The sequence below is a fragment of the Nocardia sp. CA-119907 genome, assembly GCF_050955995.1.
Classification (GTDB): domain Bacteria; phylum Actinomycetota; class Actinomycetes; order Mycobacteriales; family Mycobacteriaceae; genus Nocardia.
Map to the genome: position 1 here is coordinate 2,351,402 of NZ_CP192091.1, position 26,008 is coordinate 2,377,409.

Consider the following 26,008-nt stretch of genomic DNA (forward strand, 5'->3'; position numbering starts at 1 on the left):
AATCCGGTCCGGCGCGCCACCTCACGCCGGGGTGCGGTTTCTCGGCCCGTGCCATCGGGTGAGCGCCTGCGCCGGCTCCCCCCGCGGTACTGGAGCGGATTTCACCCGTGGGTATGAGGACCTGGACCGCTCGGGTTCCTAGTGTCGTAGGCATGGAAAAACGGCGTGCCGGGGTCAAGGGGATGAACGCGCGAATGTGGTTCGACGCGTGCACCGTGCTCGTGGCGGTGATTTTCTTCGCCGTCGCGTGGCCGACGCTGCACCTCACCCACGTCGTTCCGGTCGCGGTGCAGCCGTTCATCGCCGCGCTGGCCGCCTTCCCGGTCCTGCTGATCCGGCTGAACCCGGCGCTCGGCTGGGCGATATCGGCGGGTTCGGCGCTGATCATCGCGCTGGCCATACCGCATCAGCCGGGCAATGAGCTCCCGATCCAGGTCGTGCACATCCTGTGCCTGTTCGCGCTGTTGTTCGCGGTCGCCGTGCGTGCGCCGGTGCCGATCGTCGCCGTCGCCTGGGGCGCGACCTCGCTGCTACTGGCCGCGACGATGTCCGGTGACGGCGGCGGATTCTCCGGAGGTGCGTGGGCCTGGCCGATCGCCTTCGCCGCGGTCGTGCTGTTCGCGATGCTGGTGCGCTGGCTGGTGCAGTCGCGCAAACAGTTGCTGGCCCAGGAGGAGGAGAACGAGCTGGAGCGGGCCCGGCGCGCCATTCTCGAGGAGAAGGCGCGCATCGCCCGCGACCTGCACGATGTGGTCGCCCACCACATGTCCCTGGTGGTGGTGCAGGCCCAGACCGCACCGTATCGGGTCGAGGGGGTGACCCCGGCCGCCCGCGCGGAATTCGAATCCATCGGCGCGACCGCCCGCGAGGCCTTGAACGAGATCCGCGGCATGCTCGGCGTGCTGCGCAGCGACGGTCAACTGCCCGAACACGCGCCGCAGCCGAAGGCCGCCGATGTGCTCGGCCTGTTCGAGGCCGCGCGCCGCGCCGGTGTGCGCATCGACTGGACCATCGACGGGCTACTGGATCTGGTTCCGGAGTCGGTCGGCCTCGCGCTGTACCGGATCGTCCAGGAATCGCTGTCCAATGCCTCCCGGCACGCGCCGGGCGCTCCGGTCCGCGTATCGGTCGTGATCGGCACCGATGCACTGCATCTGAGCGTCGGCAATGATCTCAGCGCCACCGTGGCCCGCCCGGTCGGCAATGGCGGCCACGGCCTGGCCGGAATGCGGGCCCGCGCACTGGCGGTCGGTGGGGAGGTGTCCGCAGGTCCTCGGGCGGACGGCGGATTCGAAGTCCGGGCACGTCTGCCGATCGCCGCGGCATCCGGGGCGGTGCTCGACCCGTCGATGGCCGCCGCGGTCGCTGACGCCACGGACCGGTGAGGGGCATCGCTCCGGCGCGCCCTGAAATGGCTACAGGGCAACCGATTTCGAAGGCCCATACCGGGTACGCCCAGAACTTGCCGCGCACCTGACGTGACGCCTACGTCGCCCGACTCGCATGGCCCGAGTACGCCCAGAGGCGGATAGGCTGTCCTGGTGGCAATAACCGTTCTGATCGCCGACGACCAGGCCATGGTGCGCCAGGGATTCGGTGCCCTGCTCGCCGCCCAATCCGATATCAGCGTGGTCGGTGACGCGCCCGACGGGAAGGTCGCCGTCGCCGAGGCCAAGCGGTTGCGTCCGGATGTGGTGCTGATGGATGTGCGCATGCCGGAGATGAACGGACTCGACGCCGCGCGCGCCATTCTGGCCGCCGGATTCGACCCGCCGGTGCGTGTGCTCATGCTGACCACCTTCGATATCGACGATTACGTCTACGAGGCATTGAGCGTCGGCGCCAGCGGATTCCTGCTCAAGGACGCGCCCGCCGAGGAATTGGTACGGGCCGTGCGCGTGGTCGCCGACGGCCAGGCACTGCTCGCCCCGACGGTCACCCGGCGGCTCATCGCCGATGTCACCCGCCGCCGCACCGCGGCCCGCGCCAAACCCGCACCCGCACTGGCGGCACTGACCCCGCGCGAACGCGAGGTGCTGGAGCTGATCGCCAAGGGCATGTCCAATACCGAGATCGCCGAATCCCTCTACGTCGCCGAGCAGACCGTGAAAACCCATGTCTCCAAGGTGTTTTCGAAGCTGAATCTGCGCGACCGGGCCCAAGCCGTCGTGCTCGCCTACGAATCCGGGCTGGTCACTCCGGGCTAGCGCGGCTTCTGGCATTTACCGCCATTGAGATCGTCGAGATGCCGCGAGAGCAGCCGGGCCAGCCGGTCGAGCAGGGCGGTCGCATCCTCGAAGGTGCCCGAATCCGCCTGCGCGGCAAGGGCGACCGCGACCAGGCCGGATCGGGTCGGCACCAAGCCGAACTGGCGGACCGTATAGACGCCGGTGTCGTCGTCGGGGCCCCAGCCGCCCTTGAATTCGGTGCCCTCGATCGTGCCGAGGCCCCATCGCTGTTCCGGTGTGATCTGCTCCATCAGGCTGACCACGGTGTCGGTCTCGGGCAGGCACGGCAGCTGCGAGGCGAAGCGGGCCTGATTGGCCAGTGTCCATTCGGTCGCGCCGAACGCGGTGTAGTCCAGGCTGGTCTTCGGACCGGACACACTGGTCAGCGCGTCACCGGCCTCGTCCAAGACCTCCTGGACGGCCTGGGCGGCCTCTTCACCGTCGCCGAGGGACTGCCACAGCGCCTCGGCCGCATCGTTGTCCGAGACGGTGATCGCCTCGTGCGCGTACTCGGCGGCGCCAGTCGGATCGTGCCGCAGCGCCGCGATGGCCAGCGGGACCTTGATGGTGGACCAGGCGATGCCGGTGGTCCAGTCGCCGAAGATGGTCATCCGGCCGCCGCCGACCGGCATGATCGCCATCCCGACCTGGCCCGGCAGATTCGGCTGCAACTGGGTGAAATCGGCGGCCAGCGAATCGGGCCGCGAAATCGACCAACCCGGATGCCAGGATCCGGGCCGTTCGACGGGTAGCGTCGGTTCCGCAGGGGCGCTGTGGGTGCCGGGCAACAGCGAACAGGAGGCAAGAGAGAGCAATGCGGTGAGTGCCGCACCGCGCAGCATCACCTGGTAGTTCGCCATCGTTTTCGTAGACCTCACCGCCGTGTCCTCCCCACCACCACAACAAGACACCCGTTGTTCCATCGGCGGTGCAAAAAACATCCTCGTCACACCCGTCCGGTCGGTGACCGGACGTCGGGCCATCAGCGTCGGTCCATCGGGACAACTGACGCGGCGCTGCGGCCCTGTTGATAGTTTCGCCGATTTTCGCGGAGAATTCGAAACAGCGTGGCCAACGGGCTACCCGGTAGGCTCACAACTCTGTTTACGCACTCGGACGACCCATGTCCGAGGGCCGCAGTCACCTGAAGGGGGTCGCGTTGCTGAACAGCGGTGAGGTGTTCGCCGGGTTCACCGTGGAGCGGCTGCTCGGACAGGGCGGAATGGGCTCGGTGTATCTGGCCCGACACCCCCGCCTCGGTAAGCAGACGGCGCTGAAACTGCTGAATCGGGAGCTGTTCGCCGATGCCGAGGTGCGCGCGCGCTTCGAGCGGGAGGCCGATCTGGCGGCGCATCTGGACCATCCGAATATCGTCGCCGTCTACGACCGCGGCTCCGAGGACAACCAGCTCTGGATCTCCATGCAGTACATCGACGGCGTCGACGCGGCGACCGTGGACCCGATGACGCTGCCGCCGGAGCGGGCGGTGCAGATCGTCGAGGGCGTCGCGGCCGCACTGGATTACGCGCACGGTATAGGGGTACTGCATCGGGATGTGAAACCCGCCAACTTCCTGCTGGCCCGTTCCAGCGGTGGGCAGGGCGAGCGGGTCTTCCTCACCGATTTCGGCATCGCCCGGCTGCGCGAGGATTCCACCCACCTGACCCAGACCGGGATGTTCAGCGCGACACTGTCCTACGCCTCGCCGGAGCAGATGACCGGCGCCAAGCTGGACAACCGCACCGACCAGTACTCCCTGGCGTGCGCGCTGTACTGGTTGTTCACCGGCATGGCGCCGTTCGACGCGCCCGATCCCAACGACATCATTCGCGGGCATCTGCAGCATCTCGCCGCGCCGCTGGCGGCCCGGCGGCAAGGTTTGAATCCGGCGCTGGACGGGGTGCTGGCCAAGGCGATGTCCAAGCGTCCCGAGCACCGGTACGCGACCTGTGTCGAATTCGCCGCCGCGGCCCGCAAGGCATTGACCGCGCCGCCGGTCGCCACCGTTGCGGTGCATCCCGGCTATCCCGTCCCCGGGTACCCGGCGAGCCTGCCGAATCCCGTCGGATCCGCTCCGCCCGCACCGGCATTCGGTGCGTCCGTGGACCAGGGAGCGTTCGTACAGTCCACGCAGGCCGTCGGGCCTGCCGGATATGGCGCGCCACCGCAGGCGGGGGGCTATCCGGCGCCGCCACAGGGGGCGCCGCAGGCCGGGGCTTATCCGGCGCCGGCGCCACAGCCGGGTGCGGCGCCACAGCCGGGTGCGGTGCCACAGCCGGGTGCGGTGCCACCGGCTGGGGCTTATCCGGTGGCGGTGCCACCGCAGGCGGCAGCGCAGCCCGGGGCTTATTCGGCAGCACCAGCGCTTCAGGCGTCGCCACAGGTTGGAGCACCTGCGGCACAAGCGGCCCCGCTGCAAGGCGCGCCGGCGCAGGGCCAGCCGTCGCAAATGCCGCCCTTGCCGGCCGTACCCGCGCAGGGCCAGCCCGCTCGAGTGCCGCCGATGCCTGGTCAGCCTTTGCAAGGTGCACCGACTCAGGGCCCACCACCTACCGCGGGTCCACCGATGCCCCCCGGTGCCGTGCCACCGGTTGCGGCGCCATTCGGGCCCAATGGCGGTGGCCCCCATCCGATGCCGGAGCACAGCCGCAGTACTGCGGTGCTGCTCGGCTGGATGGCCTGCGCGATCGTGGTCGCGGTGATCGCTGTCATCGGTACCTTCGTTGCCGTCGGCTGGCGGTCCGACGAGCCGAACAATGCCGCGGTGCCGCCCCCCGCCGCCACCCCCACCGCGACGGCAGCCGTGCCCGATGCCATGGCGAAAAGCCGCAAGCTGTTCCCGAACCTGGTGCCGCAGGGCAAGGACAACCACGGTGAGGCCTACCAAGACGCCCGTTGTTTCGCCGCGAAGCCCGGCGATCAATTGCGGCTCCAGGACGAACCATTGAAATCCAGTCCATGGGTCGGCGCGTGGGAATGCCATCGCGAGACGCAGTCCACCACCCAGATGAGCTACACCATCCTCGAATACTCCTCCGCCGCCGAGGCACGCGCCGTGGTCCAAGCCCTGCCCGCCAATGTCGCGACCGCGGAGAAAAAGGACGGAGTCCCGGTCAACACCCACCGATGGACAGTCGACGATCCGACGGGCCCACTCCAGCCCTACTACCACACCGCAAAACTGGTGGTGAGTTTCGAATCCGACCCCGCGCGCTCGAATTTCCTGGTCTACGTGAGCAATTACGGCACCTCCGGCGCCGCCCCGACCATCCCCCCGACCACCTCGGCCCAGGACGCCCTGACCGCCTGGTGGGCCGCCGCGCCACTGTAATCGCTTGTCGGACAATCGAATCGGGCTCTCGGTACGCGTTACGGCAGTCGAGCCGCCGATGCTCTGCCTTAGTCGTCCGGGGCCAAGGCAGCGCTAATCGCGCGACAAGCGCGACGGTCATTGCCTGTGGGACAACCGAATCGGACCTCAGTGCGCATGCGGCAGTCGAGCGGGCCAATTCTCTGCCGCGGTCGTCCGGGGCCAAGGCAGCGCTCATCGCGCTCCCAGCGCAACGGTAATTGCCTGTCGGACAGCCAAATGGAGGCTGCCGGTGTGCCATTCGGCACACCGGCAGCCCTGATCGAACTCAGTCGACCGCCAATGCCTCCACGATCGGCATTCGGGCGGCGCGCAGTGCCGGGGGAATCGACCCGAGCAGTGCCAACGCCAATGCGGCGGTGCCGTAGACCAGCAGCATCGGGCTCGGCTGGTACACGATGTCGATGGTCAGGGCGTGGCCGGTGGCGACGGTCGCCAGATACTGGATCGCCGCACCGACCACGAGACCTATTGCCGCGCCCATGAATCCGATGCCGACGGCTTCGGCGAGCACCGAGCGCAGCAGAAATCTGCGGCTGGTTCCCATGGCGCGCAGCACGCCCAGTTCGCGACGGCGTTCCAGCACCGAGAGCATCAGGGTGTTCAGCAGTGCCACGGTGGCCACCAACACCACGATCCACAGAATGGCGTAACTGATCGCCGTGCCCTGGCGCAGGCTGGAGGAGATGGCGATGACCGCCTGCGCGCCGGTGTCGACATGGATATCCGCTGGCACCACCCGCCGCACGGCGGCCTGCACCGCCGATTTGTCCACACCCGGTTGGAAATGTACCGCGAGCACGGTTTCACCCGGACGCTGATACCACGCGCGCATCTGGTCGAGATTCATCACGACCACACCCGCGATGGCCGAGATATACGGAATCACATCCAGCACCCGCACGGTGTGGTTGCCGGTCGGGGTCGGCAGGGTCAATTCGGCCCCGGTGCTGACGCCGAGTGATCGTGCGACGTCCCGCGAGATCGCCACACCTTGTCCGGCGGCCAAGTGGGCCATGACTTCTCGACTCACTGAACCGGTCTCGGATTCGTTCGCCTCGCTCGGATAGCCCTGCAGCATCACCCGCCCGGTGCCCAGGGTGGCGAACGCCATCTGCGCGGGGCCGACCTCCGCGACGCCGGGCACCTCGGCGATCTTCTCGCGTAATCCGTTGGGCAGCAGCGGCCCCGTCGGGAACTGCTCCATCGAGCTGGTGCTGACGAACAGATCCGTATCGCCGAACCCAGCGAAGGATGCGGTGGCCGAATCGACCATATTCTGTGAGCCCCCGCCCATCGCGACGGTGGCGGATACGCCGATCATCACCGTCATCGCCGTGGCCCACACCCGCCGCGGTGCGCGTTCGAGGGTGGTGGCCCCGAGCGTGCCCGGTGCGCCGAAGCGTCCGGCGATCGCCGCGGCACCACGCACGATCGGTCCGGTGGCGGCGAAGCACAGTGCCACCGCCCCGGCGAACGACATCGAGATCGCCCCCAGCGATACGCGGCCCAGATCGGCCTCGGCGATGACGATCGCGCCGACGATCAGGCCGACGCCGAGCACGATCGAGGTCCAGCGCAGTGCCGCGCTGGTCGTATCGGTGCGCGCCACCCCCACCGGTGCCAGCGCCTCGATCGGTTCGACCTTGTACACCTGGCGCGCCGCGATGCCGGCCGCCAGCACGCTGGCCAGCACACAGGCGCCGATCGCTACCGGAATCGCATACCAGGGCACCATATATTCGGTGCGCGCCTCCACCGACTGCATGATGGCGGTGGGAAGTTTGTCGATCGCGACGCCGCCCATGACGGCGCCGACCGCCGAGCCACCCACACCGCCGAGCACGCCGAGCAGCGCTGCCTCGACGAGCAGATCACGCACCATCGGCCCGCGCTTGCCGCCGATGGCCCGCAGCATCGATAACACCGGCCTGCGCTGGGCGACGGCCATACTCATCGCGTTGTAGATCAGAAACGCCGAGACGATCAGTGCCGCCGCCGAGGCCATCAGCGTCGAGTACCGCACGATCTGGATGGCGCCACCGGCCTGTGCCGTGCGCAGTCCGGGATCGGCGACCACGGCGCGTCCCTCGATCACCTTGGTCAGCGTCGCCCGCAGTTGGTCGATATCGGTGCCATCGGCCGCGATGATCTGAATCGAGTCCAGCCGCCCGACGCGGTCGGTGAGTTTCTGCGCCAGGCCGAGCGGGGCGGCGATGATATGGCCCCCGTTGAGTTGCTCGGAGGTCTTCTTGTCGAGAACCGCTGCGACGGTGACGGTTCCGGAGCCGAGCGGGAACTGTTCGCCCTCGGCGTGCCCCATTCCGGATCCGACCAGGACGCCGTTCGGCACGGTGAGCAGTTTGCTCGCCTGCGTGGCCATCGGCCCGCCCAATTCACTGCCGAGCGCGGTGATGCTGGCGTCGGCGCCGATCAGCAGCGCCTTATCCGCGCCGGACCCGACCTGCGCGCGCAACATCGGCACCGCCTTGTCGACACCGGGTGTGGTCGCGATCCGTTGCAGTTCCTGCTGATCGAAGCCCGCGTCGGTGATCCCGGTGATCTCGAGTGCGGCCTTGCCGCCGAGGCTGCGGGTCAGCCGGTCGACCGATCCGGTGACCGAGCCGGAGATGCTGAACACCGCGACGAGCAGCGAGGCCGAGATGGCCATCACCGTCAGCGACATGAAGGTGCGGCCACGGTGGGCCAGCAGTTCACCGATATTGAACAGTCGCAGCCGATCCCATGCCGCGCCGATCATGCGCGCACCGCCCGCTTCGCGATATCGACTTCGTCATTGGAACCGATCTGGCCGTCGCGCAACGTGATCACCCGGTCGCAGTATTCGATGGCGCCCATATCGTGGGTCACCATCACCACCGAATTGCCGTTGCCCGCGATATCGCCGAGCAGTTTCAGGATGGACGCACCGGTCTTGGAATCCAGATTGCCGGTCGGTTCGTCGGCCAGGATCAGCGGCGGATCCATGATCAGCGCCCGCGCCACCGCGACCCGCTGCATCTGTCCGCCCGACAGCTCCGCGGGACGATGCGCGGCGCGTTCACCGAGTCCGACCAGGTCGAGCAGTTCCAGCGCCCGCGGTTTGGCCTTGCGCAATCCGGTGCCGTCCAGCAGCTTCGGAATCGCGACGTTCTCCCAGGCGGTGAGGGTGGGCAGCAGGTTGAAGAATTGGAAGATGAAACCGACACGGTGGCGCCGGAATTCGGACTGCCGCTCATCGTCGAGGCCGCCGATCTCCTCGCCCTGGAACCGGATCGACCCGGCGTCGGGGGTATCGAGGGCGCCGAGCAGATGCAGCAGCGTGCTCTTCCCCGAGCCGGACGGTCCGATGATCGAGGTGAATTCACCGGATTCGATGCGCAAGCTGATGCCGTCGAGCGCGCGCACGGTTTGTTCGCCGACGCGGTACTCCTTGGTGACATCCGTTAGTTCCAGCATGGCCTGGTCCGGCATGGCGGTCCCCACCCTCTTTCGTCATGTGTTCGAACTCGGTCGATTGTTGCGCAGGCGGTGCCCCGCCAGCGCGTTATCGTGCCATCGCCTCGGATGCCTGGTCCTGGCGTCGGTACTGCGCATCGAGAACGGCACGCAGCACCGGTTGCTCGGCGGCGAGTTCGAGATATGCCTCGACCGCGGATTGGCCCTGCAGTAGCGCTTGATCCAATTTCGCGTCGAGATGGATATTCCACCGATAGCGCAGCGCGAGCAAGAGGCCTTCCGATCCGCCGAACAGCCGGTCCAGTTCCGGGATGTCCGCGAACAGGTCGGGGCTGGCCGGATCGACGGCCGCGCGGGTGAGCACGGTGCGCACGATCTCGGTCCGGCGGTGCTGGTCCTCCCAGCCATTGCGACTGCTTTGTCGCTCGAATTGATCGGACATGGCGTTCGGCCTTCCGTGATTGGTGAATCCCACGCTACGGACAGGGAAATACGGTGTCGTCGTGCCAGGGACGCGAATCGATCTCCTACCGCGGTAGGAGTCCCGGCCCGTTCCCGGCACGATGCAGCGGGCCCGACCTGGCGGTTAGCCTTACAGGATGGATGTGATCCACGCCATCGGCTCGTCGGCGGGCGCCCAACCGGCGATACCGTTCCGGGAGAGTGGGCGCATCCGGGATCGGTTCGCGGCCTTTCTGCGCAATCCCATCGCGGTCATTCGCCGCAACTTGGAAGAGCTGCCGTTCGACTATCCGCCGTCGGTGATGATCAGCGCGGACGCGGCCCTGCTGCTCGTCAGCATCGGCGCGATCATCCAGCGGCACGAATACTTTCCGACGGTGCTGCCGATCCTGGCCGTGATTCTGGTCTTCGTTTCGGTGCCACTGTTCTGCTTTTTCGGTGTGACTCCGAGTCCGATCCTGCTCGCGGTTTCCGGACTGGCCGCGACGGCGATCCTGCTCACCCAACCGGCATCGGCCGATTTCTCCCCGTTCATCCTGGTGGTGATGGTCGGCGAGGTCGCGGCCATCGTGCGCAAACGCTTCAGTGCGCTCTTCGCGGTGACCGCGGCATTGCAGTTGGCCGCCTTCGACGCGGCCGGGAAACTGATGTGGAGTGTGACCGGCGAGCGGTTGCAGGGGATCCAGATGTACGCGATCGGGATCGCGCTCGGCTGGCTGGTCGGTGTGATGCTGCAGTACCAGCGCAAATTCCTCTATCAGGAACGCCAGAGCCAACAGATCCGGGCCGCCCGCGCCGCCGACGAAGAGCGCCGCCGGATCGCGCGCGAGGTGCACGATGTCATCGCGCACTCGCTGAGCATCACCCTGCTGCATCTGACCGCGGCCCGGCACGCACTGCAGACCGATCGCGATGTGGACGAAGCGGTGGACGCGCTGGTCGACGCGGAGCGACTCGGCAGGCAGGCCATGGCCGATATTCGCCGCACCATCGGCCTGCTGGACGCGCGGCCATCGAAACTGGTGCCCGAGCCCGGCATCCGCGATTTCGATGATCTCGTCGGTGATTTCGCAGGGGCGGGACTCGATGTCCGTTACTCCCGCGTCGAGGATCTGACAGCCGTATCGGCCGCCGTCGGGCTCGCGCTCTATCGGATCGGCCAGGAATCGCTGGCCAATGTGATCAAACACGCGCCCGGCGCGACCGCGACCGTGCTCCTGGAGGTGGACTCGACGGTGGCCCGGCTCATCGTCACGAACACGCTGCCCAAGGGATCGCCGCCGGATCTCGGCGGCGGGATGGGGTTGTCCGGTATGCGGCAGCGTGCCGAATTGCTCGGCGGCCGGATCAAGGCCGGACCGTATGACGACGGGTGGATGGTGCGGGCGGAATTCCCGCTGAGCGGTGCGCGGGGCTGGGCGACGTCATCGTGTCCGGTGCCCGACATGATCCACGGAGCGGCGAACGCGATGCGTGACAAGGCCGAGGCCATTCGACGTGACGGTGTGCTGGGGGAGGGTGCGTGACCTCGGTGTCTGCGGCCGGTGGCGAGGATGCCGTCACCGTTCTGGTGGTCGATGATCAGGAGTTGGTGCGCGGTGGACTGCGCCGGATCCTGCGGCGGCGCGACGGCTTCGTCGTCAACGAATGTGCCGATGGCGACGAGGTGCCCGCCGCCATCGCGGCCGGCCGCCCCGACGTGGTGCTGATGGACCTGCGCATGAAGCGCGTCGGCGGTATCGACGCGACCCGCGCGCTGCGTGCCCGAGACGGCGCGCCACCGGTGCTCGTGCTCACCACCTTCGACGATGACCAGCTGCTTTCCGGTGCGCTGCGCGCCGGGGCGGCCGGGTTCATCCTCAAGGATTCACCCGCCGAGGACCTGATCCGCGCGGTGCGCACGGTCGCTGTCGGCGGGGCCTGGCTGGATCCCTCGGTCACCGGTCGGGTGCTCTCGGCGTACCGGACGGTGCGTCCCGTCGCCATCCGCGACGACAGCAGGCTCGCCGAACTCACCGCGCGCGAGTACGAGGTACTCGAACTGATCGGACGCGGCCGGGTCAACGCGGAGATCGCCCGCGAACTCGGCATCTCCGAAGTCACCGTGAAGAGCCACGTCGGACATATATTCGGCAAACTGGAGCTGCGGGACCGGGCCGCCGCTATTGTGTTTGCGTTTGACCACGGGGTGGTCGCACCAGGACAATCCACAGGTTGACGGGCAGCCCCGATCGCGCACGACTGCCGATGGTGGTGGGTGATCTCGCCCGGGATGTGGAGGATTGACGGGGTGGACGGACCTGGATGGAGAGTCGGTAGTCGGTTCGGGCCGTATGAGCTCAGATCGCTGCTCGGCAAGGGGGGTATGGGCGAGGTCTACGAGGCGTACGACACGGTGAAGGACCGCGTGGTCGCGGTCAAACTGCTGTCCGAGGAACTCGCCAGGGATCCCATCTACCAGGTGCGCTTCCGTCGCGAATCACAGGCCGCCGCCCGGCTGGCCGAGCCGCACATCATCCCGATCCATGACTGGGGCGTGATCGACGGTGTGCTGTTCATCGATATGCGTCTGGTGCCCGGCGTGGACCTGCGCGGCATCCTGCGTGACCAGGGGGCGATGAGCGCCGAGCGCGCGATCGGCATTATCGAGCAGATCGCTGCTGCCCTGGACGCCGCGCATGCCGACGGTCTGGTACACCGCGATGTCAAACCGGCCAATATTCTGGTGACCGACGCGGATTTCGCGTACCTGGTCGATTTCGGTATCGCCCATCTCGAGGGCGACAGTGCCGTGACCCAGGCGGGCACCGCGATCGGCTCCTATGCCTATATGGCGCCGGAGCGCTTCGATTCTGCCCCGGTGACCGGTCGCGCCGATATCTACTCCCTCGCCTGTGTGCTGCACGAATGCCTCACCGGGACAACACCGTTCCGGGCCGGGAGCATGAGTGTGCTGATCCGGTCGCATCTGTCCGATCCGCCGCCGCGGCCGAGCGTGCAGCGACCGGGCATTCCCGCGGCGATGGACGAGGTGATCGCCCGCGGTATGGCCAAGGCGCCCGCCGATCGCTTCCCGACCGCGACCGATCTGGCCCGCGCGGCCAGGGCGGCGCTGGCCGCCGCGCCCGCCGCGAACACCCCGACGCTGATCGTGCGTCCGCCCGATCCGGCCCGCGGTCCGTCGGATCAGGCTGTGGTGCACCGCAATTCGGTACCGGCCGACGCGACCGGGGAGTTGTCGATCACCTCGGTGATCCATCCGACCGGGCCGACGGTGGTCTCGCCCGCCGATCTGCAGTTCACACCATTGCCGCCGCAGCAGCCACCGCGGCCGCCCCACGGCTCGCCCGGGACCGCGCGGCCGGTGCGGCCGTTTCCCGACGCGCATCTGTACGCGGAGTCGCCGCAGCCTCCGGAGTTCCCGGAACCGCTGTATCCGCAGTCCCCGGGCGGTTCTCGGACACCGCCGACCGAGCAGTATCCGGATCAATCGCGATATGCGGGGGCATCGCGGGCCGAGCAGACGATGCGGTATCCGGAGTCGCATTACCCCGAGGCCAGATATCCGGAACAGCACTACCCGGAACAGTTCGGCGCGCAACAGTATTCGCCCGCTCCGGAGACTCGCCGCATCCCGCAACCCTTCTCGAGCGCACCGCCGTTCGAGCCGCCGCCCCGGCCCGCCCACGCGGCGGCACCCAACCGCGCGTCGCAATACCAAGCCGCATCGGAATACCCGCCGCAGAGCGGCTATGCCGAACCCGAGTACGAGGACGACTACGGCCAGGACCCCTATCAGCGGCGCGACCGCTCGATCGTGCTGCCCATCATGGTCGCCATCTTCGTCATCGTCGTACTCGCCGTCGGCGGTGCCATCGGCTGGCAGCTGATGGGTTCCAACGACTCCGGGAATTCCAAGGACGCCCAATCGGGCGGCCAGGTGACGACCACGGCCGCCCGCGCCACCGCCGGTTCGACGACACCACCGACAACCTCGACCACCAAGGCCGCCCCCACCTCGGTCACCCTGCCCGCCGGCGCGACGCAGTGCACGACCGGACAACCGACGTCCGGCACCTTCACCCGATCGGCCACCGGATCCTCGGTCACCAGTTGCGGTTTCGCCGAAGCAGTCCGCCAAGCCTACGCCGACTCCGCCGCCACGAACGTCTCACGCTCATCGCGCTCGGTGGTAGCAACCAGCCCCGTCACCGGCCGCACCTACACAATGAACTGCGTCGCCGACGGCCCACTGGTCACCTGCACGGGCGGTGAGAATGCGGTGGTCTACGTCTATTGACGCAGCAACCGCAGCGAACACGCAACGTGTTGTCCGGGAGCCCATCTCAGAACCTTCGCCGAAGGCCTGTCGTCCAGCCGCCCCGTACGTCGATTGTTGTTGTGGCGCAATGAAGTAGACCGATCGGAGTCTCCGCGATCGATATGGGGAACGTGAACGGGATCGCCCGCATGTCGGTTGGCCGGTCGGATGGACCGAAGAATCCGACAGACAGGCTGAAGTCAGCTGCCGAATGCTGTCGACGATGAGCGGCTTTCAAGAAGGTTGGGATTCATCGGTCAGCACGGCCCGGCGGCCTGTCTTGCGGTCTGCTCCAGCTCGGCTCGATATTGCTGCCACCAGGTCGGGTCGCTGGTAGGCATGTTGTCATTGCCGTCGACCAGGCCTGCGGCGCCGTCGATGAGCTCGCGGATGATGTCGGCGTGTCCGGCGTGCCGGTGGGTTTCGGCGGCTACGTGCACCAGGATTTGGTGCAGAGTGACGGCCCGGCGGTCCTCGGACCACCACGGGACGCAGCCTTCGGCGGTGAGGTCGAGACTGTCGATCGTGGCGGCGGCATGCGCCCAGGCCCGACGGTAGAACTCAACAGCATTCACTCGACAGACGCGGTCTGCTCGGTCAGCTCTGTTCAACGGAGACGATTGATCACACGCATGTCGGCATGTGTGGATGGTTGAGATGTCATGTGGCTGAGGCATGTAGGCGGACTGGATGTAGTGCAGCAGCATCGCTCGAACCGCGTCATCGGTGTCCGGGTCCCGACTCCGTCGTTGACATCTGCTTCACCTCCAATTACCTTTGCCATCAAAGTCAAGTGACTTTGTCATTAAAGGCATTTTTCGGCGCTACTCAGCTGCCCTGTCCGGCACGGCAGGGGCCGTTCACTCACTGCAGGAGGACATCATGTCGTACCCGGCACCCGACGCCGCCGAGGTCATGCAATGGATTCGCGACACGGCCCATCCGCTCGACGTGGTCGAGGCCGACGGGCCACTTGCCGATCTCGAGGTGCTGGCTGATCGCACCGCCGGTGACGTCACCGTCGCCGGTATCGGCATGACCACCCGCGCCGGGCACGAACTGTCCGCAACCGCGCATCGAATACTGCGGATGCTGGTGGAGCAAAAGGGGTTTCGGGCGCTGGCGCTGCTCGACGACGTTGCCGTCATCGCGGCCATCGACGAGTACGCGCGCACGGGTGTCGGCGACCCGCGCACATTGCTCGACGACGTCTGGGTCCCGTGGCGCAACTCCGAGACACTCGCGGTGCTGGAATGGGCGCGCGCCTTCAATCGTGCGCACCCGGACGATCCACTGCGGCTGTTCGGCCTGACGCCGGAGGCCGCGAAGCCTGCACACTATGAGCAAGTGAGGGCGTTCGTCAAAACTGTTGCGCCGGCACGGCTGGGCGAGCTGAGCTCGCATTACGACCCGATTGTCACCGCCCACCGGTTGGGTGAACACATACAGCGCGCCAATGGCACCCACCCCGGGCGCCCGTTCGTCGACTACGCCCGAGATGCGCTGACACTGGTCGAGTCGTTGCCCGGTGCCGCCGATGTGCCCGCCGTGCTGGACGCGGCCCGTCTCATCGTGCGATACCACGAGTTCAGCACCGCCTCTGGGCGCCGTGACTTCGCCGCCGAAACCGCGGACGCGGCCGACCGCATCGCCGACTGGCACGACCGCACCGGGCATCGCATCGTGTACTGGGAAGGGGTATCGAATACCGCGGTCGCAGACCGGCTCACCCTGGCTGCGATGTCGCAGGAGTTCCCGACCACAGGATCTCTGCTCCGGAAACGGTTCGGCACCGGCTACCTGTCGGTGGCGGTCGCCTTCCATCACGGCCAGCTCCGCGCCGACATGGTCATCCCCGCGCCGGCGAAAGATTTCGCCGACACCGTGCTCGACCTGCCCGAACGCGAGAACTATTTGCTCGATTTGCGGAATCCGCCCGCCGACGCGGTACAACGATGGCTGCACGAGCCCGCGAAACTCCGTCTCGTCATCGGAACCTACGACCCGGACCGCGATGCCGACCACTACATCGGTGGTGCCGGCCTGGGTGAATGGTTCGACATCCTGCTCCGGATCCGCTCCGTCACGCCGACGCACTCACTGCTCGGTTCGCAATGACTGTCTGCACGGCATCCGCACATCGGCATTGTGCGGGATGTCCTGTGCGACAGCGGTCTCGGGCGGTGTGATCGTCGGCGGGTCAGCTGGCGTGTTGATGGCCGATCGTGGTGTCAGGTGTGTGTCAGGTCGGTGTCAGTCGGCCCGGCGACAGTGTGTCCATCGAACAAAACGACCGGCACCGACACGGTTCCAGTCGGTGCCACAACCGATTTCGAGGAGTACACGACATGTCGATCACCATCACGCTGACCGATCAGGACAAGAGCACCCTGCGCACCGCCGCCTACGGTGCGGTGTCGTTGATGGCCGCCGCCGGTGCGCCGCACAAGGGCATTACGCACGGCTCGGTCGTGTTGACCTCGGCGACCGGACTGGTCGGGCATGTGCTGGCCGCCAAGTCCAAAGACATCCGCTTGCCGGGCAAGTCGGTCGCCGAACTCGCCGACGAGGTGCTGCCTGCCCTGACCGCGGCCATGAGCCTGCTCGGCAAGCAGTATCCGGAGGAGGTCGACAACTTCCGCGGCACCGTCGTGGTCGCCGTCGAAGCCGCCGCCGGCCCCGGCAAGGGCGAGTCGAACCCCGCCGTGGCGGTGATGGCCCGCAAGGTCACCGCGGCCCTCGACGCCGCCTGACCGGTGCCGGGTCGGCGCAGCACAGCTGGTGGCCGAGTCGGCGGGGTCCTCTGCGAACCCCGCGACTCGGCCACCGACCGTCGAACCTCAGGGTGCGTGCGCGTGGCTGTTGGGAAACGCGCGCCCAGCGGCTTTACCACTCACTCGCGCAGACTATTGCCAGGGTCGTGCGGTTGAACGGACCGGGCTCGACCCGAGGCCTCGTCTTCGGCCATGCCGTCGTGGACGGGACCGTCGGCTACGAGGTCCGGATCCGCGCTCCGGACCCTCGGTCTGCGGTGTGCGTCCGCTATCACACCGCAGTCCGATTCCATGTCATACCAAGGGGTTACATCGAACGAGAATCCGGCCGATAGCTTCGAATCGGCACCACCGCCCGACACACCGAGCAGTTCCCGCTGAAATCAAATCTCCGATCGACGTCGACCGGCCGGCCGGCATCGAGGACGGGCGAAGGTGGCATTTCCGATCCAGCTCTCAGGAAGATCTATGACGACACCGGCCTTGGTTCCAGAGTCATTTCCACGATCATCGCGGCGCGGCGGCGCCGACGGTGATTACGCCCGTCTGTTGCGTCGGATCTCCGACGCGGGACTGATGAACCGGCGTCCCCTTTACTACGCGGTCCGGCTCAGCCTCGTCGGGATCGCGTTCGCGGCCGGCTGGGCGGCGTTCGTCCTCGTCGGGGACTCGTGGTGGACGCTCATGGTCGCGGCGTTCATGGCCGTGACGTGCGCTCAGGTCGCCCTCGTCATGCACGATGTCGCGCACCGCCAAGTTTTCCGGCTGCGACGGCCGACGGAGGTCGTGGGCCGACTCGTCGGCAACGCCGGCATCGGCCTGGCGTACGGCTGGTGGCAGGACAAGCACACCCGGCATCACGCCAACCCGAACCATGAGGAACTCGACCCCGATGTCGCGCCCGACATTCTGGTCTGGTCGCAACGGCAGGCGCGGGCCAGCCGTGGCGTGGCTCGTCTCATCGGGAGGGCGCAGGCATTCCTGTTCTTTCCGCTACTGATGCTGGAGGGCCTGAACCTGCATGCGGCCGGCGCCCGTGCGCTCAGAAATCGATCGATCAAACACCGCGGATTGGAGGGCGCGCTGCTCTTCGGCCACTTCGCCGCCTATCTGGCCGCACTGTTCGCGGTTCTGCCCGCCGACAAAGCCTTCGCGTTCCTCGCTGTCCACCAAGCGCTGTTCGGCCTGTACATGGGCTGCATCTTCGCCCCGAACCACAAGGGCATGCCAACTCTGATCGGCGACGACCGCCCCGACTACTTACGCCGGCAGGTGCTGACCTCCCGCAACGTGCGGGGTGGCGTGTTGACCGACCTCGCCCTCGGCGGGCTCAACTATCAGATCGAGCACCACTTGTTCCCGAGCATGCCGACGCCGAATCTGCGTCACGCCCAAGTGATCGTCCGCGACTACTGCGCCGAAATCGGCGTGCCATACCACGAGACCGGACTGATCTCCTCGTACCGCGAGGCGCTGAAGCATCTGCACCACGTCGGCGCGCCGCTGCGCACCACCGACCGACACCAGGATGCCGGATGAACCCTTCCCCGGCCGGGCTCCGACGTCCGAACCGCGCCTTGAAACGAGAGGATAGCCATATGCGTGCATCCGGCGAAAGCGCTTGTCGCCCAACGGCCGTGGCGCGTGTTCTTGCTCAGCCGATCTGGTCTCGGCTCGCTTGATGTGTCTGGTGAGTCGTTGATCAGGTGATGTACATCGCGACACCGAGTTCGGCATCCGCGGTCTCGGCATAGAAGGCAGTGAGTCTGTCGAGTTCGGCGACGATGATTTCCGGACCTTCATCGGGTGTGATCAGCTCCAGTTCGTAGATTTCGTGCTCGTCGACCAGCTCCTCGAAATCGGCTTGCCTGATAGCGGTTTCGACAGCCATCACGTCAACCGTGGCGAGAAGTGCAGCGAGTTCGGTCGCCTGATCGGGCGACACCACCGAGAAAGCTCCGTTCTCCAGGGTCGAGCAGGCGATGCTTTCGGCACCGCTTATCACGGGCCACAGCTCGTGGTCCTCAGGGCCGGGCCAAGCCTGCCCGGTGAGGAAGTAATTGAGCGCGGCGAAGTAGTGGGTGCGGTAGTGGACGGGCTTGTCGAGTCTGTTGATGCTGATCGGGTCCTGCCGGAGTGCGTGGATCTCCTCGCCACTCACTGCTTGCAGCCAGGTCGCCTGCGCCACGGGGCCCTCCTGTTCCTTCTCTTGTTCGACAGGTGCACAAGGGTCTTCAGGGCCACGCAACCACGCCCGGACGGGGCGCCGAAGACATTTCTCGGACATCGTATGGCCGGTGCTTCGCCCGCCTCGCTGCTCATCAGCCGACAATGATGTCCGGCAGGATCTGAGACATCCCGTGTCTCGACTGCTCCTGATGCATCGCGCGTGGTTGGTCCGGTCGATGGTCGAGGCGGAGCCTCTGCCCGGTCGCGGGCACGACGCGCAGACGCGAGTATGCGATAGTGGGCAATACCGCGCATTGCCGAGACGCAGGAAGCCTTGCCCGGCAAACGATCAGGGGCGCAGTCGCTACCGTCCTGCGGGCCCGTTACTGTCCGGTCCAACGCACGGGTCGCGGCATAAGGGGATGTTGCAGGGGGCGTGGCGTTACTGACTGGCCGGCCGGTCTGCGGGCTTCAGGGTGCCGACACTCAGCGATCCGCTCGCAGCGGTCCGCAGCTTCTCCTCTGCCGCGCGGACATAGCTGACGGGGTCCTTGTCCACGGGCTGGACGCCGGCGTAGTTGCGTGCCTCGTAAGCGGCGAACGCGACGGCCAGTTGATGGCGGCGCGCCAGCCCGGCCAGGCGGCGGAAGTCGGTGAGGCCCTCGCGTTCTTCCTCGGCCATGTGATCGCTGTTGGCCGAGTTCGCTGCCGCGACGGCCGCGTACCAGCCATCGGCGCCGACCTGATGATGCGCCACTTCGGCGATCGCGTCCCTGATCTGGTTGTGGTCGTGGATAGCGTCGAGTGTCTCGTCTTCCACCCCGCCCGCGCGCCGGGCCGCGATACCCGCCTGCAGCAGCGCGGGATAGAAGATCTCCTCCTCCGCCTGCGCGTGCAGTTCGAGGAAGGCAGCCAGCCTGTCCCAGATCGCGGAAAGCACACCGGTCTCCGCGCGATCAATCTGCTCCAGGATCGCGAACAGCCGCCGCTGCTCATGGTGGTCATCCAGGATCAGCTCGGTAATGTCCATAATTCCTTCCTGATACCGCACTTCAGGTCAGTACTGAAAGGGCCGACTTGGCCTCGGGGCAGCCGGCATAATCCCTTAGGGAGCAGACGATAACGCACTGCCGAGCCGCCCCGCCGTCTGTTTCACCGTGGTGGAACGTCAACTTCGTCTGCAACGTGCCGTCGGCGTGGCGAGCATGATGCAGCTCATCAGCGCGAGCAGCCCCGAGACCTTGCCTGTGGGTGGGCCTGGCGAGGTTGTCCTCGATCCGGCCGCCCGAGTTGTTTCCGTTTGCGGTGGATGTCCGACGAGAACCCCGACCACTCCCAGCTCCTGTCCGACAGCGCCGCTGACCTGCTCGCCGTGCTCGCCACGAATATGCGGGATGACCACACGAACCAGCCGTGATCTCGACCCGTGACCGGCGTGTTCGCCTTCGTTGCTCAGGTGAAATCAGTTGGTGGGCTTGCCGAACCAGCGGGTGAGGTGGTCGTTCAGGTCCTGCTGGTGCTCGCCGATCCAGGCGACGTGGCCGTCGGGGCGTAGCAGGATGGCCGGAACATCCAGTGCTGCAGTGGGATCGGTGATGAGATCGACTCGGTCCGACCAGCCTTCGACGGTCAGGAGTTCGGTGCGGTCGAGTACCAGGGGGCGGCCCCGATGGAGTTGGTCGTAGAGGCGGCCCTGTTTCAGGTCGATGTCGCGCAGCCGGCGGCCGAGCAGGTCGAGGCCAGCGCCGAAGTCGTAGCGGATGCCGATCGCGGTGATCTTCTCGATCAGATAGCGGTTCACCTCGTCGAAGTCCATCAGTTCGGTGAGCAGCCTGCGCACGGCCTGCGGGCCCGGTTCGGTGGACAGCAGTTGCATCTGAGCGCGGGTGTTGTCCAGTACGTCTTCGGCGACCGGATGACGTTCGGCCTCGTAGGTGTCCAGCAGTGTCCGGGGTGCCCAGCCATGGATCTGTGCGGCCAGTTTCCAGCCGAGGTTGAATGCGTCCTGAACGCCCAGGTTGAGGCCCTGACCGCCGGTGGGCGGGTGGATGTGCGCCGCATCGCCGGCCAGCAGCACCCGATCGACCCGATAACGCTCGGCCAGCCGGGTGGCATCCCCGAAGCGGGACAGCCAGCGCGGGGAGTGCACACCGAAATCGGTTCCGGCGATGGCGCGCAACCCCTGTTTGAAATCCTCGAGGGTGGGTGGTCGGGCGCGATCCTCGCTGACTCCCGCGGTGGGGACGACGACGCGATAGACCCCTTCGCCGAAGGGCCCGAGACTGAATACCTTATTGGTCTCGCGGATTTCGGTCACCTTGGCGGCGATCTCCTCCTGCGGCACGCCCACCTCCATCTCGCCCATCAGCGTCTCGGTTCGTGCGGGCTCGCCGGGGAAGCCGACGCCGAGCAGTTTGCGCACCGTACTGCGCGCGCCGTCACAGCCGACGAGGTAACGCGAACGCAGCCGCTGCCCGTCGGCCAGCTCGATGGTCACACCCTGTTCGTCCTGCTCGAAACCGACCACCGCACAACCGCGGCGGACCTGCGCACCCAGTTCGATCGCATGTTCTTCGAGCAGATGATCGATGACCGGCTGCGGGATGCCCAGCAGATAGGCGTGCGCGGAATCCAGGCCCTCGGGCGCGGGTTTGGTGATGGCGGCGAAGATACCGCCGACCGGACGCTGTCTCCCGCGTTCGAGACAGCGATCCAGCAGTCCGCGCATCGCCATCAGCTCGATACTGCGAATATGCAGACCGACTATGCGGACGAACGACGACACGGGCTCGGGTTCCTTCTCCACAACGAGTACCCGCACATCGTGCAGCCGCAGTTCGGCGGCCAGCATCGCGCCGGTCGGCCCGCACCCGGCAATGATCACATCGAACATGAACCACCCATCCGCCCAATTCTGGCCCACCCCAGTCGCCGTGCGTCCCCGTCGTCAGGCGCGGCCGCGTGGGCACGCGTCTCGCTGATTCCGGATTTCCGCAGGTCCTGGCATCGGCCGCCTATCGTGCGGCACCCCCGGTTCTTGCCGCAAGCGATATATGTTGACAGGGAGGGGAGTTTGCTCGATTGATTTCGAGGCGTCCAGCGAACGCGGGTCGTGAAAAGTCGCGACCAGAGTTTCCACCAGCCGATAAATCGGTCGTGCTTCGCAGGGCCTGGTTGCTACCGTGCAGCCATGAAGGTCAATTCGCGAATCGCTGCCGCGGCCGCACGAGCTCTCAGCTCGCCGGTCGCTGCCGCCTGACCTCTTTCCTATGCCGGCGACCGGAAACGGTCCGCTGGTGTACGTCGGTCTTGTTGCCGGACTTGCCATGTGCGGTCGTTTCCGGTCGATTTCACATCGATGGAGCAACCACCGTGATCACGACAGACCAGACCGTTCAGACCTTCCTCGACTTCTTCGGCGAACGCGGGCATGAACTCACGCCGGGCGGATCGCTCATTCCCTCGCTGGGGGATCCGGTGCTGTTCACCACCTCCGGGATGCACCCGTTGACCCCATATCTGATGGGCCGACCCCACCCGCTGGGTCAGCGGCTCACCAGCCTGCAGCGATGCCTGCGCACCACCGATCTCGAGGAGGTCGGTGACGACACCCACCTCACCGTGTTCGAAATGCTCGGGTCCTGGTCGCTCGGCGACTACGGCGGCCCGCAGAGTCTGCGTTGGGGATTTGAACTGCTGCGCGATGGCTTCGGCATCGACCCCGGCCGGATATATGTCACGGTATTCGGCGGTGACGAACAGGTCGAGCCCGACCACCAGTCGTGGCGCACATGGGATGAGCTGGGCTTACCGGTCGAACCGACCTCTGACGAGAACTGGTGGTCCAACGGCCCGACCGGACTCTGCGGACCCGATTCTGAGATCTTCGTCTGGACCGGAGACGAAATGCCGCAGGGCACACCGACATCCGATGACCGGTGGGTGGAGGTGTGGAATCACGTCATGATGCGATACATCCGGCATCCCGACGGCAGCCTCGAACCAATGCGCCGGCCCGGCATCGACACCGGCCTGGGTTTGGAACGGCTGGTGCGAATCCTGCGGAACGCGCAGTCCGTCTTCGAGATCGACATTTTCCAGCCCTGGCTGATCACCCTGCCCCGGATCTGGGGCCCGCTGGACGAACGGTCGCTGCGACTGCTGTCGGACCATCTGCGATCCAGCATCGTTGTACTCGGCGACCGGGTCACCCCATCCCCGTCCGGTCGCGGTCATGTGCTCCGCCGTTTGATCCGCCGCACCCTGACCACGCTGTGGCGTGACGATCCGACCCGCACCCTGTCGGACCTGCCGAATGAACTGGTGGAACACACCCTCGGGCACTTCCGGCAATCTGTTCACTCCCACGAGGTGCGCACCATCCTGCTCGATGAGCAACGCAAATTCGATCTGCTGCTCCAGCGCGGACGAAAGGTCTTGTTCCACAGCCGTTTCACTGGGCCCCTGACCGACGATGACTATCACTACCTGCACGACACCCACGGCCTGCCCCGCGATCTCGTGGTGTACCTGAACACCGGAGCCGGTATCAGTTGACATGTCAAGGTTGTGTCAGGCCGTGGCCGATCCGATCAGCGCCGTAAGCGCGGCAGGTCCGGACGCTCGCGGATCGCGCCCCAGCGGCAGGGCAGTGCGTTAGGGCAGTGCGTTAGGGCAGTGCCGCCCTCATCGTCGTTAGAGGATCGCGCACCATCCTAGGAGAATCGCATGGCAGGGCCCGGTTGCAGCGACTCAATCAACGTGCCGGGCCTTCATGGCTTCCTTCTTGGCGCGGTTCCCGCAGGTGTTCATCGAGCACCAGCGTCGGACGCCGGGACGTGAGGTGTCGACAAACAGTGCGCCGCAGTCGGCTCCGGCGCACTGCCGAACCCGCGCGAGCAGTGGCGATGACGTGAGGTCGAGCGCGTCCCTGGCGATCAGCGACAACGTCGCCCCGATCGGATCATCGGCGTGCCAGACCAGTCGTCCGTCGGCGGCCAGCGCCGGGCACGGTGGAGGCAGTGCCGCGGCGGCGTTGACGGCGTAGCGCGCCGATGCCGGCCACCCGCCCCCCTGACGCGCAGAATCGATGAGCGCCCGGATCGACTCCCGCAGCCGCTGGGCGTCCTCGACGCGCCCGCCTTCAGATGGCACGGGCACGGTATCGAACGGGCCGAACTGCTCGGCCCAGGCCGCTACCGCAGCGGCATCGGGTAGTTCCTCCACGGTCCCGTGCCGCAGCGTACGTAGGTAGTCGAGGCACATCCGCCCTGCGCCTTCTCGGAATCGCACACCCTGATCGTACCTCGGAACCTGTTTGACAGGTTCTCTGTGAACCGCTTAAATCGGTTCATGATCGAGGATCCGTACTCCGACCACGCTCTGGCCCGCTCGCTACCGGGTGCATTCCGCAGTGCGACCGCCCAGGTCAACGGCACGCGGCTGCACTACGTCGCGGGCGGTCGTGGATACCCGCTGGTACTGCTGCCGGGATGGCCGCAGACGTGGTGGCACGCTCGCAAGATCATGCCGATACTGGCCGAGCGCTACCGCGTCATCGTGGTCGAGCTACGCGGCATGGGCGGATCAGCTACTCCCGCAACGGGTTACGACAAGAAGACGATGGCCGCCGATGTCGCAGCCCTGATCCGCGAACTGGGATACGACCGGGTGAACCTCGCCGGGCACGACATCGGGTCAATGGTCGCGTTCAGCCTCGCCGCCAACTATCCGACACTGGTACGCAAGCTGGCCATGCTGGAGGAACCGCATCCCGACCGGCACCTCTATGATCTGACGCTGCTGCCCGAGCCCGGTCGAGAGCGGTTGCAGCGCTGGTGGTTCGCGTTCAACCAGGTGGAGCTGCTGCCCGAACAGCTACTGGCCGGCCGCGCCCGGCATCTGATCGACTTCCTGTGCGCACGAAATCTGCGCAATCCCAACGCGATCGGTGACTTCGATCGTGAGATCTACTCCCGCGCCTACTCGCGCCCCGAGGCCATCCGTGCCGCGGGCAGCTGGTATCGCACCTTCGGTCGAGACATCGCGGACCTGGCCACCTATCCGCAGGTGACGACACCGATTGCCGCACTGCATTTCCCCGGCCACACCGACCTATTGACCAGTCTGGCCGACACGGCAACCACCTTCCAGAGCAGTGAGATCCCCGACACCGGCCACTACCTCGCCGAGGAGCAGCCGGAAAGAGTAGCCGAGACCCTCGCTGCCTTCTTCGGATGACCGGACAGCACGGCGATTCCGGTATCAGCGATCGGTGATCGCGCTCAACGGATCCGGAACCGGATTCGGCGTCTGACAAATGCGCGGAATTCGGCATGTGCCGATGATCGAGATGCCATGTGGCTGAGGCACGATCGCGGCCCCGTCACCCGCGCAATACAGTGACCGAGTTCGGCCGTAACCGCGGCAGAGCCATGGCCCGCGGTCAGAACCCCGCGGAGCCGGTTTGTGGGAGGCTCGCGCGCGGGACCGCGCTGTTCTCCCTTTCCGGCCACGTCACTTAGCGCCGGATCCCGGTCGGCAACCACCAAACGTCACTGGGGCTCGTCGGCGCAGCGGGCCCGTGCCGCTTCATTTCACGGGTGGTTTGTGTGATCCGGGAACAGCGGCAGAATCCGCTCCAGGATCAGCTGGCAGGGAACCAGGGATTGGTCGGCGCGGGCCAGCACCATGGCGCCCTCCAGGGCGCCGAGAAGGAGCATGGCCAGACTGCGGGCATCCTCGGCGGGCGTGATCCCGTAGTACGCCAGGCTCTCGGTCAAGGACGCCACAAGTGTTCGGTAGGCCCCGCGGCAGGCTGCGGCGAGCGCGTCGGAACCCGGCACCGAATCAAGGGTCACGGTGGTGATCGGCAGCCCCTCGCTGAAACCGGTCTCCAGCAGGTGGTGGGAGAAATGTTCGGCCATCGCGGTAACCCACGCCCGCGCGGTGGGATGAGCCAGGCGGGTGGCTTCGATCAAACGCACTGAGTCCGCCGCCGCGAGGCGGACAGCTTCGATCCCGATCTCTTCCTTCCCTCCGGGGAACAGGAAGTAGACCGATCCGCGGGGTGCGCCCGCTTCCTCGACGATCTGGGCCAATCCGGTCCCCCGGTATCCCTGTCTGCACAACAGTCGGTGCGCGCTGCTCAGGATCTTCTGGCGTGAGTCGGATTTGGGCCTGGCCATGACTTAAGTATATCGACTCGTATAGCTATACCGATCAC

At 66.6% G+C, this 26,008-nt stretch carries 21 protein-coding genes; 11 read left to right on the top strand and 10 right to left on the bottom strand.

Annotated features, from left to right (window positions below):
- Positions 1–152: 152 nt before the first annotated feature.
- A complete protein-coding gene (locus ACQP2D_RS10510) occupies positions 153–1,385 on the top strand; it encodes a sensor histidine kinase (protein WP_433683527.1) in 1,233 nt (410 codons plus the stop codon).
- A gap of 156 nt (positions 1,386–1,541) precedes the next feature.
- Positions 1,542–2,207: a response regulator gene (locus ACQP2D_RS10515; RefSeq protein WP_433683528.1), complete on the top strand. Its 666-nt coding sequence runs from the start codon at positions 1,542–1,544 to the stop codon at positions 2,205–2,207.
- Here the strand turns inward: ACQP2D_RS10515 and ACQP2D_RS10520 are convergent.
- Positions 2,204–3,106, bottom strand: a complete 903-nt coding sequence (locus tag ACQP2D_RS10520; protein ID WP_433683529.1) for a hypothetical protein — start codon at positions 3,104–3,106, stop codon at positions 2,204–2,206. The two genes, ACQP2D_RS10515 and ACQP2D_RS10520, sit on opposite strands and share 4 nt — an antisense overlap.
- A gap of 245 nt (positions 3,107–3,351) precedes the next feature.
- Here ACQP2D_RS10520 and ACQP2D_RS10525 point away from each other — a divergent pair, with 245 nt between their 5' ends.
- On the top strand, positions 3,352–5,559 hold the full coding sequence (locus ACQP2D_RS10525; RefSeq protein ID WP_433683530.1) for a protein kinase domain-containing protein: 2,208 nt from the start codon (positions 3,352–3,354) through the stop codon (positions 5,557–5,559).
- 307 nt (positions 5,560–5,866) lie between these two features.
- Here ACQP2D_RS10525 and ACQP2D_RS10530 read toward each other — a convergent pair whose 3' ends face one another.
- The 3 genes from ACQP2D_RS10530 to ACQP2D_RS10540 all read right to left on the bottom strand — a co-directional run bounded on the left by ACQP2D_RS10530 (position 5,867) and on the right by ACQP2D_RS10540 (position 9,499).
- Positions 5,867–8,359 carry an FtsX-like permease family protein gene (locus tag ACQP2D_RS10530; RefSeq protein ID WP_433683531.1) on the bottom strand — a complete coding sequence of 831 codons (2,493 nt, stop codon included), beginning with the start codon at positions 8,357–8,359 and terminating at the stop codon, positions 5,867–5,869.
- On the bottom strand, positions 8,356–9,072 hold the full coding sequence (locus tag ACQP2D_RS10535; protein WP_433683532.1) for an ABC transporter ATP-binding protein: 717 nt from the start codon (positions 9,070–9,072) through the stop codon (positions 8,356–8,358). The genes ACQP2D_RS10530 and ACQP2D_RS10535 overlap by 4 nt, the downstream gene beginning before the upstream one ends.
- Positions 9,073–9,145: 73 nt before the next feature.
- Positions 9,146–9,499, bottom strand: coding sequence for a hypothetical protein (locus ACQP2D_RS10540; protein WP_433683533.1), 354 nt, complete (start codon positions 9,497–9,499; stop codon positions 9,146–9,148).
- Positions 9,500–9,656: 157 nt separating this feature from the next.
- On the opposite strand from ACQP2D_RS10540, the gene ACQP2D_RS10545 reads away from it, so the two are divergent.
- From ACQP2D_RS10545 to ACQP2D_RS10555, 3 genes are read left to right on the top strand one after another with little or no spacing between them, the layout of a single operon-like run.
- A complete protein-coding gene (locus ACQP2D_RS10545; protein WP_433683534.1) occupies positions 9,657–11,045 on the top strand; it encodes a sensor histidine kinase in 1,389 nt (462 codons plus the stop codon).
- A gap of 5 nt (positions 11,046–11,050) precedes the next feature.
- A complete protein-coding gene (locus ACQP2D_RS10550) occupies positions 11,051–11,737 on the top strand; it encodes a response regulator (protein ID WP_433685603.1) in 687 nt (228 codons plus the stop codon).
- A 54-nt stretch (positions 11,738–11,791) separates the two neighbouring features.
- The gene (locus ACQP2D_RS10555; protein ID WP_433683535.1) at positions 11,792–13,819 is read left to right on the top strand and encodes a protein kinase domain-containing protein; all 2,028 of its coding nucleotides are present in this window, start codon (positions 11,792–11,794) and stop codon (positions 13,817–13,819) included.
- A gap of 278 nt (positions 13,820–14,097) precedes the next feature.
- On the opposite strand, the gene ACQP2D_RS10560 is transcribed toward ACQP2D_RS10555, so the two are convergent.
- Positions 14,098–14,547, bottom strand: a complete 450-nt coding sequence (locus ACQP2D_RS10560) for a DUF664 domain-containing protein (protein ID WP_433683536.1) — start codon at positions 14,545–14,547, stop codon at positions 14,098–14,100.
- A 175-nt stretch (positions 14,548–14,722) separates the two neighbouring features.
- Here ACQP2D_RS10560 and ACQP2D_RS10565 point away from each other — a divergent pair, with 175 nt between their 5' ends.
- The 3 genes from ACQP2D_RS10565 to ACQP2D_RS10575 all read left to right on the top strand — a co-directional run bounded on the left by ACQP2D_RS10565 (position 14,723) and on the right by ACQP2D_RS10575 (position 18,153).
- Positions 14,723–15,958 (top strand): erythromycin esterase family protein, encoded by a 1,236-nt coding sequence (locus tag ACQP2D_RS10565; RefSeq protein ID WP_433683537.1) that lies wholly within the window; start codon positions 14,723–14,725, stop codon positions 15,956–15,958.
- Between the two features lie 230 nt (positions 15,959–16,188).
- Positions 16,189–16,593: a hypothetical protein gene (locus ACQP2D_RS10570; protein ID WP_433683538.1), complete on the top strand. Its 405-nt coding sequence runs from the start codon at positions 16,189–16,191 to the stop codon at positions 16,591–16,593.
- Positions 16,594–17,082: 489 nt separating this feature from the next.
- Positions 17,083–18,153 carry a fatty acid desaturase family protein gene (locus ACQP2D_RS10575; RefSeq protein ID WP_433683539.1) on the top strand — a complete coding sequence of 357 codons (1,071 nt, stop codon included), beginning with the start codon at positions 17,083–17,085 and terminating at the stop codon, positions 18,151–18,153.
- A 163-nt stretch (positions 18,154–18,316) separates the two neighbouring features.
- Here the strand turns inward: ACQP2D_RS10575 and ACQP2D_RS10580 are convergent, their stop codons facing one another.
- The 3 genes from ACQP2D_RS10580 to rox form a co-directional block, all read right to left on the bottom strand.
- Complete coding sequence (locus ACQP2D_RS10580; protein ID WP_433683540.1) at positions 18,317–18,802, bottom strand: DUF1877 family protein; 486 nt, start codon at positions 18,800–18,802, stop codon at positions 18,317–18,319.
- Between the two features lie 423 nt (positions 18,803–19,225).
- Positions 19,226–19,813 (bottom strand): hemerythrin domain-containing protein, encoded by a 588-nt coding sequence (locus ACQP2D_RS10585; protein ID WP_433683541.1) that lies wholly within the window; start codon positions 19,811–19,813, stop codon positions 19,226–19,228.
- A gap of 432 nt (positions 19,814–20,245) precedes the next feature.
- Positions 20,246–21,676: a rifampin monooxygenase gene (gene rox, locus ACQP2D_RS10590; protein WP_433683542.1), complete on the bottom strand. Its 1,431-nt coding sequence runs from the start codon at positions 21,674–21,676 to the stop codon at positions 20,246–20,248.
- 479 nt (positions 21,677–22,155) lie between these two features.
- Here rox and ACQP2D_RS10595 point away from each other — a divergent pair, with 479 nt between their 5' ends.
- Complete coding sequence (locus ACQP2D_RS10595) at positions 22,156–23,340, top strand: alanine--tRNA ligase-related protein (RefSeq protein WP_433683543.1); 1,185 nt, start codon at positions 22,156–22,158, stop codon at positions 23,338–23,340.
- A 195-nt stretch (positions 23,341–23,535) separates the two neighbouring features.
- Here the strand turns inward: ACQP2D_RS10595 and ACQP2D_RS10600 are convergent, their stop codons facing one another.
- Positions 23,536–24,075 (bottom strand): CGNR zinc finger domain-containing protein, encoded by a 540-nt coding sequence (locus tag ACQP2D_RS10600; protein ID WP_433683544.1) that lies wholly within the window; start codon positions 24,073–24,075, stop codon positions 23,536–23,538.
- A 60-nt stretch (positions 24,076–24,135) separates the two neighbouring features.
- On the opposite strand from ACQP2D_RS10600, the gene ACQP2D_RS10605 reads away from it, so the two are divergent.
- A complete protein-coding gene (locus ACQP2D_RS10605; protein ID WP_433683545.1) occupies positions 24,136–25,023 on the top strand; it encodes an alpha/beta fold hydrolase in 888 nt (295 codons plus the stop codon).
- 356 nt (positions 25,024–25,379) lie between these two features.
- On the opposite strand, the gene ACQP2D_RS10610 is transcribed toward ACQP2D_RS10605, so the two are convergent.
- Positions 25,380–25,970 carry a TetR/AcrR family transcriptional regulator gene (locus tag ACQP2D_RS10610; RefSeq protein ID WP_433683546.1) on the bottom strand — a complete coding sequence of 197 codons (591 nt, stop codon included), beginning with the start codon at positions 25,968–25,970 and terminating at the stop codon, positions 25,380–25,382.
- Between the last annotated feature and the right edge of the window lie 38 nt (positions 25,971–26,008).

Bases quoted from the DNA above. Each gene is read 5' to 3' on its own strand.
- ACQP2D_RS10510 (WP_433683527.1), top strand. From the start codon at position 153: ATGGAAAAACGGCGTGCCGGGGTCAAGGGGATGAACGCGCGAATGTGG.
- ACQP2D_RS10525 (WP_433683530.1), top strand. From the start codon at position 3,352: ATGTCCGAGGGCCGCAGTCACCTGAAGGGGGTCGCGTTGCTGAACAGC.
- ACQP2D_RS10530 (WP_433683531.1), bottom strand. From the start codon at position 8,359: ATGATCGGCGCGGCATGGGATCGGCTGCGACTGTTCAATATCGGTGAA.
- ACQP2D_RS10535 (WP_433683532.1), bottom strand. From the start codon at position 9,072: ATGCCGGACCAGGCCATGCTGGAACTAACGGATGTCACCAAGGAGTAC.
- ACQP2D_RS10540 (WP_433683533.1), bottom strand. From the start codon at position 9,499: ATGTCCGATCAATTCGAGCGACAAAGCAGTCGCAATGGCTGGGAGGAC.
- ACQP2D_RS10545 (WP_433683534.1), top strand. From the start codon at position 9,657: ATGGATGTGATCCACGCCATCGGCTCGTCGGCGGGCGCCCAACCGGCG.
- ACQP2D_RS10555 (WP_433683535.1), top strand. From the start codon at position 11,792: ATGTGGAGGATTGACGGGGTGGACGGACCTGGATGGAGAGTCGGTAGT.
- ACQP2D_RS10560 (WP_433683536.1), bottom strand. From the start codon at position 14,547: ATGCTGCTGCACTACATCCAGTCCGCCTACATGCCTCAGCCACATGAC.
- ACQP2D_RS10565 (WP_433683537.1), top strand. From the start codon at position 14,723: ATGTCGTACCCGGCACCCGACGCCGCCGAGGTCATGCAATGGATTCGC.
- ACQP2D_RS10570 (WP_433683538.1), top strand. From the start codon at position 16,189: ATGTCGATCACCATCACGCTGACCGATCAGGACAAGAGCACCCTGCGC.
- ACQP2D_RS10575 (WP_433683539.1), top strand. From the start codon at position 17,083: ATGACGACACCGGCCTTGGTTCCAGAGTCATTTCCACGATCATCGCGG.
- ACQP2D_RS10585 (WP_433683541.1), bottom strand. From the start codon at position 19,813: ATGGACATTACCGAGCTGATCCTGGATGACCACCATGAGCAGCGGCGG.
- rox (WP_433683542.1), bottom strand. From the start codon at position 21,676: ATGTTCGATGTGATCATTGCCGGGTGCGGGCCGACCGGCGCGATGCTG.
- ACQP2D_RS10605 (WP_433683545.1), top strand. From the start codon at position 24,136: ATGATCGAGGATCCGTACTCCGACCACGCTCTGGCCCGCTCGCTACCG.
- ACQP2D_RS10610 (WP_433683546.1), bottom strand. From the start codon at position 25,970: ATGGCCAGGCCCAAATCCGACTCACGCCAGAAGATCCTGAGCAGCGCG.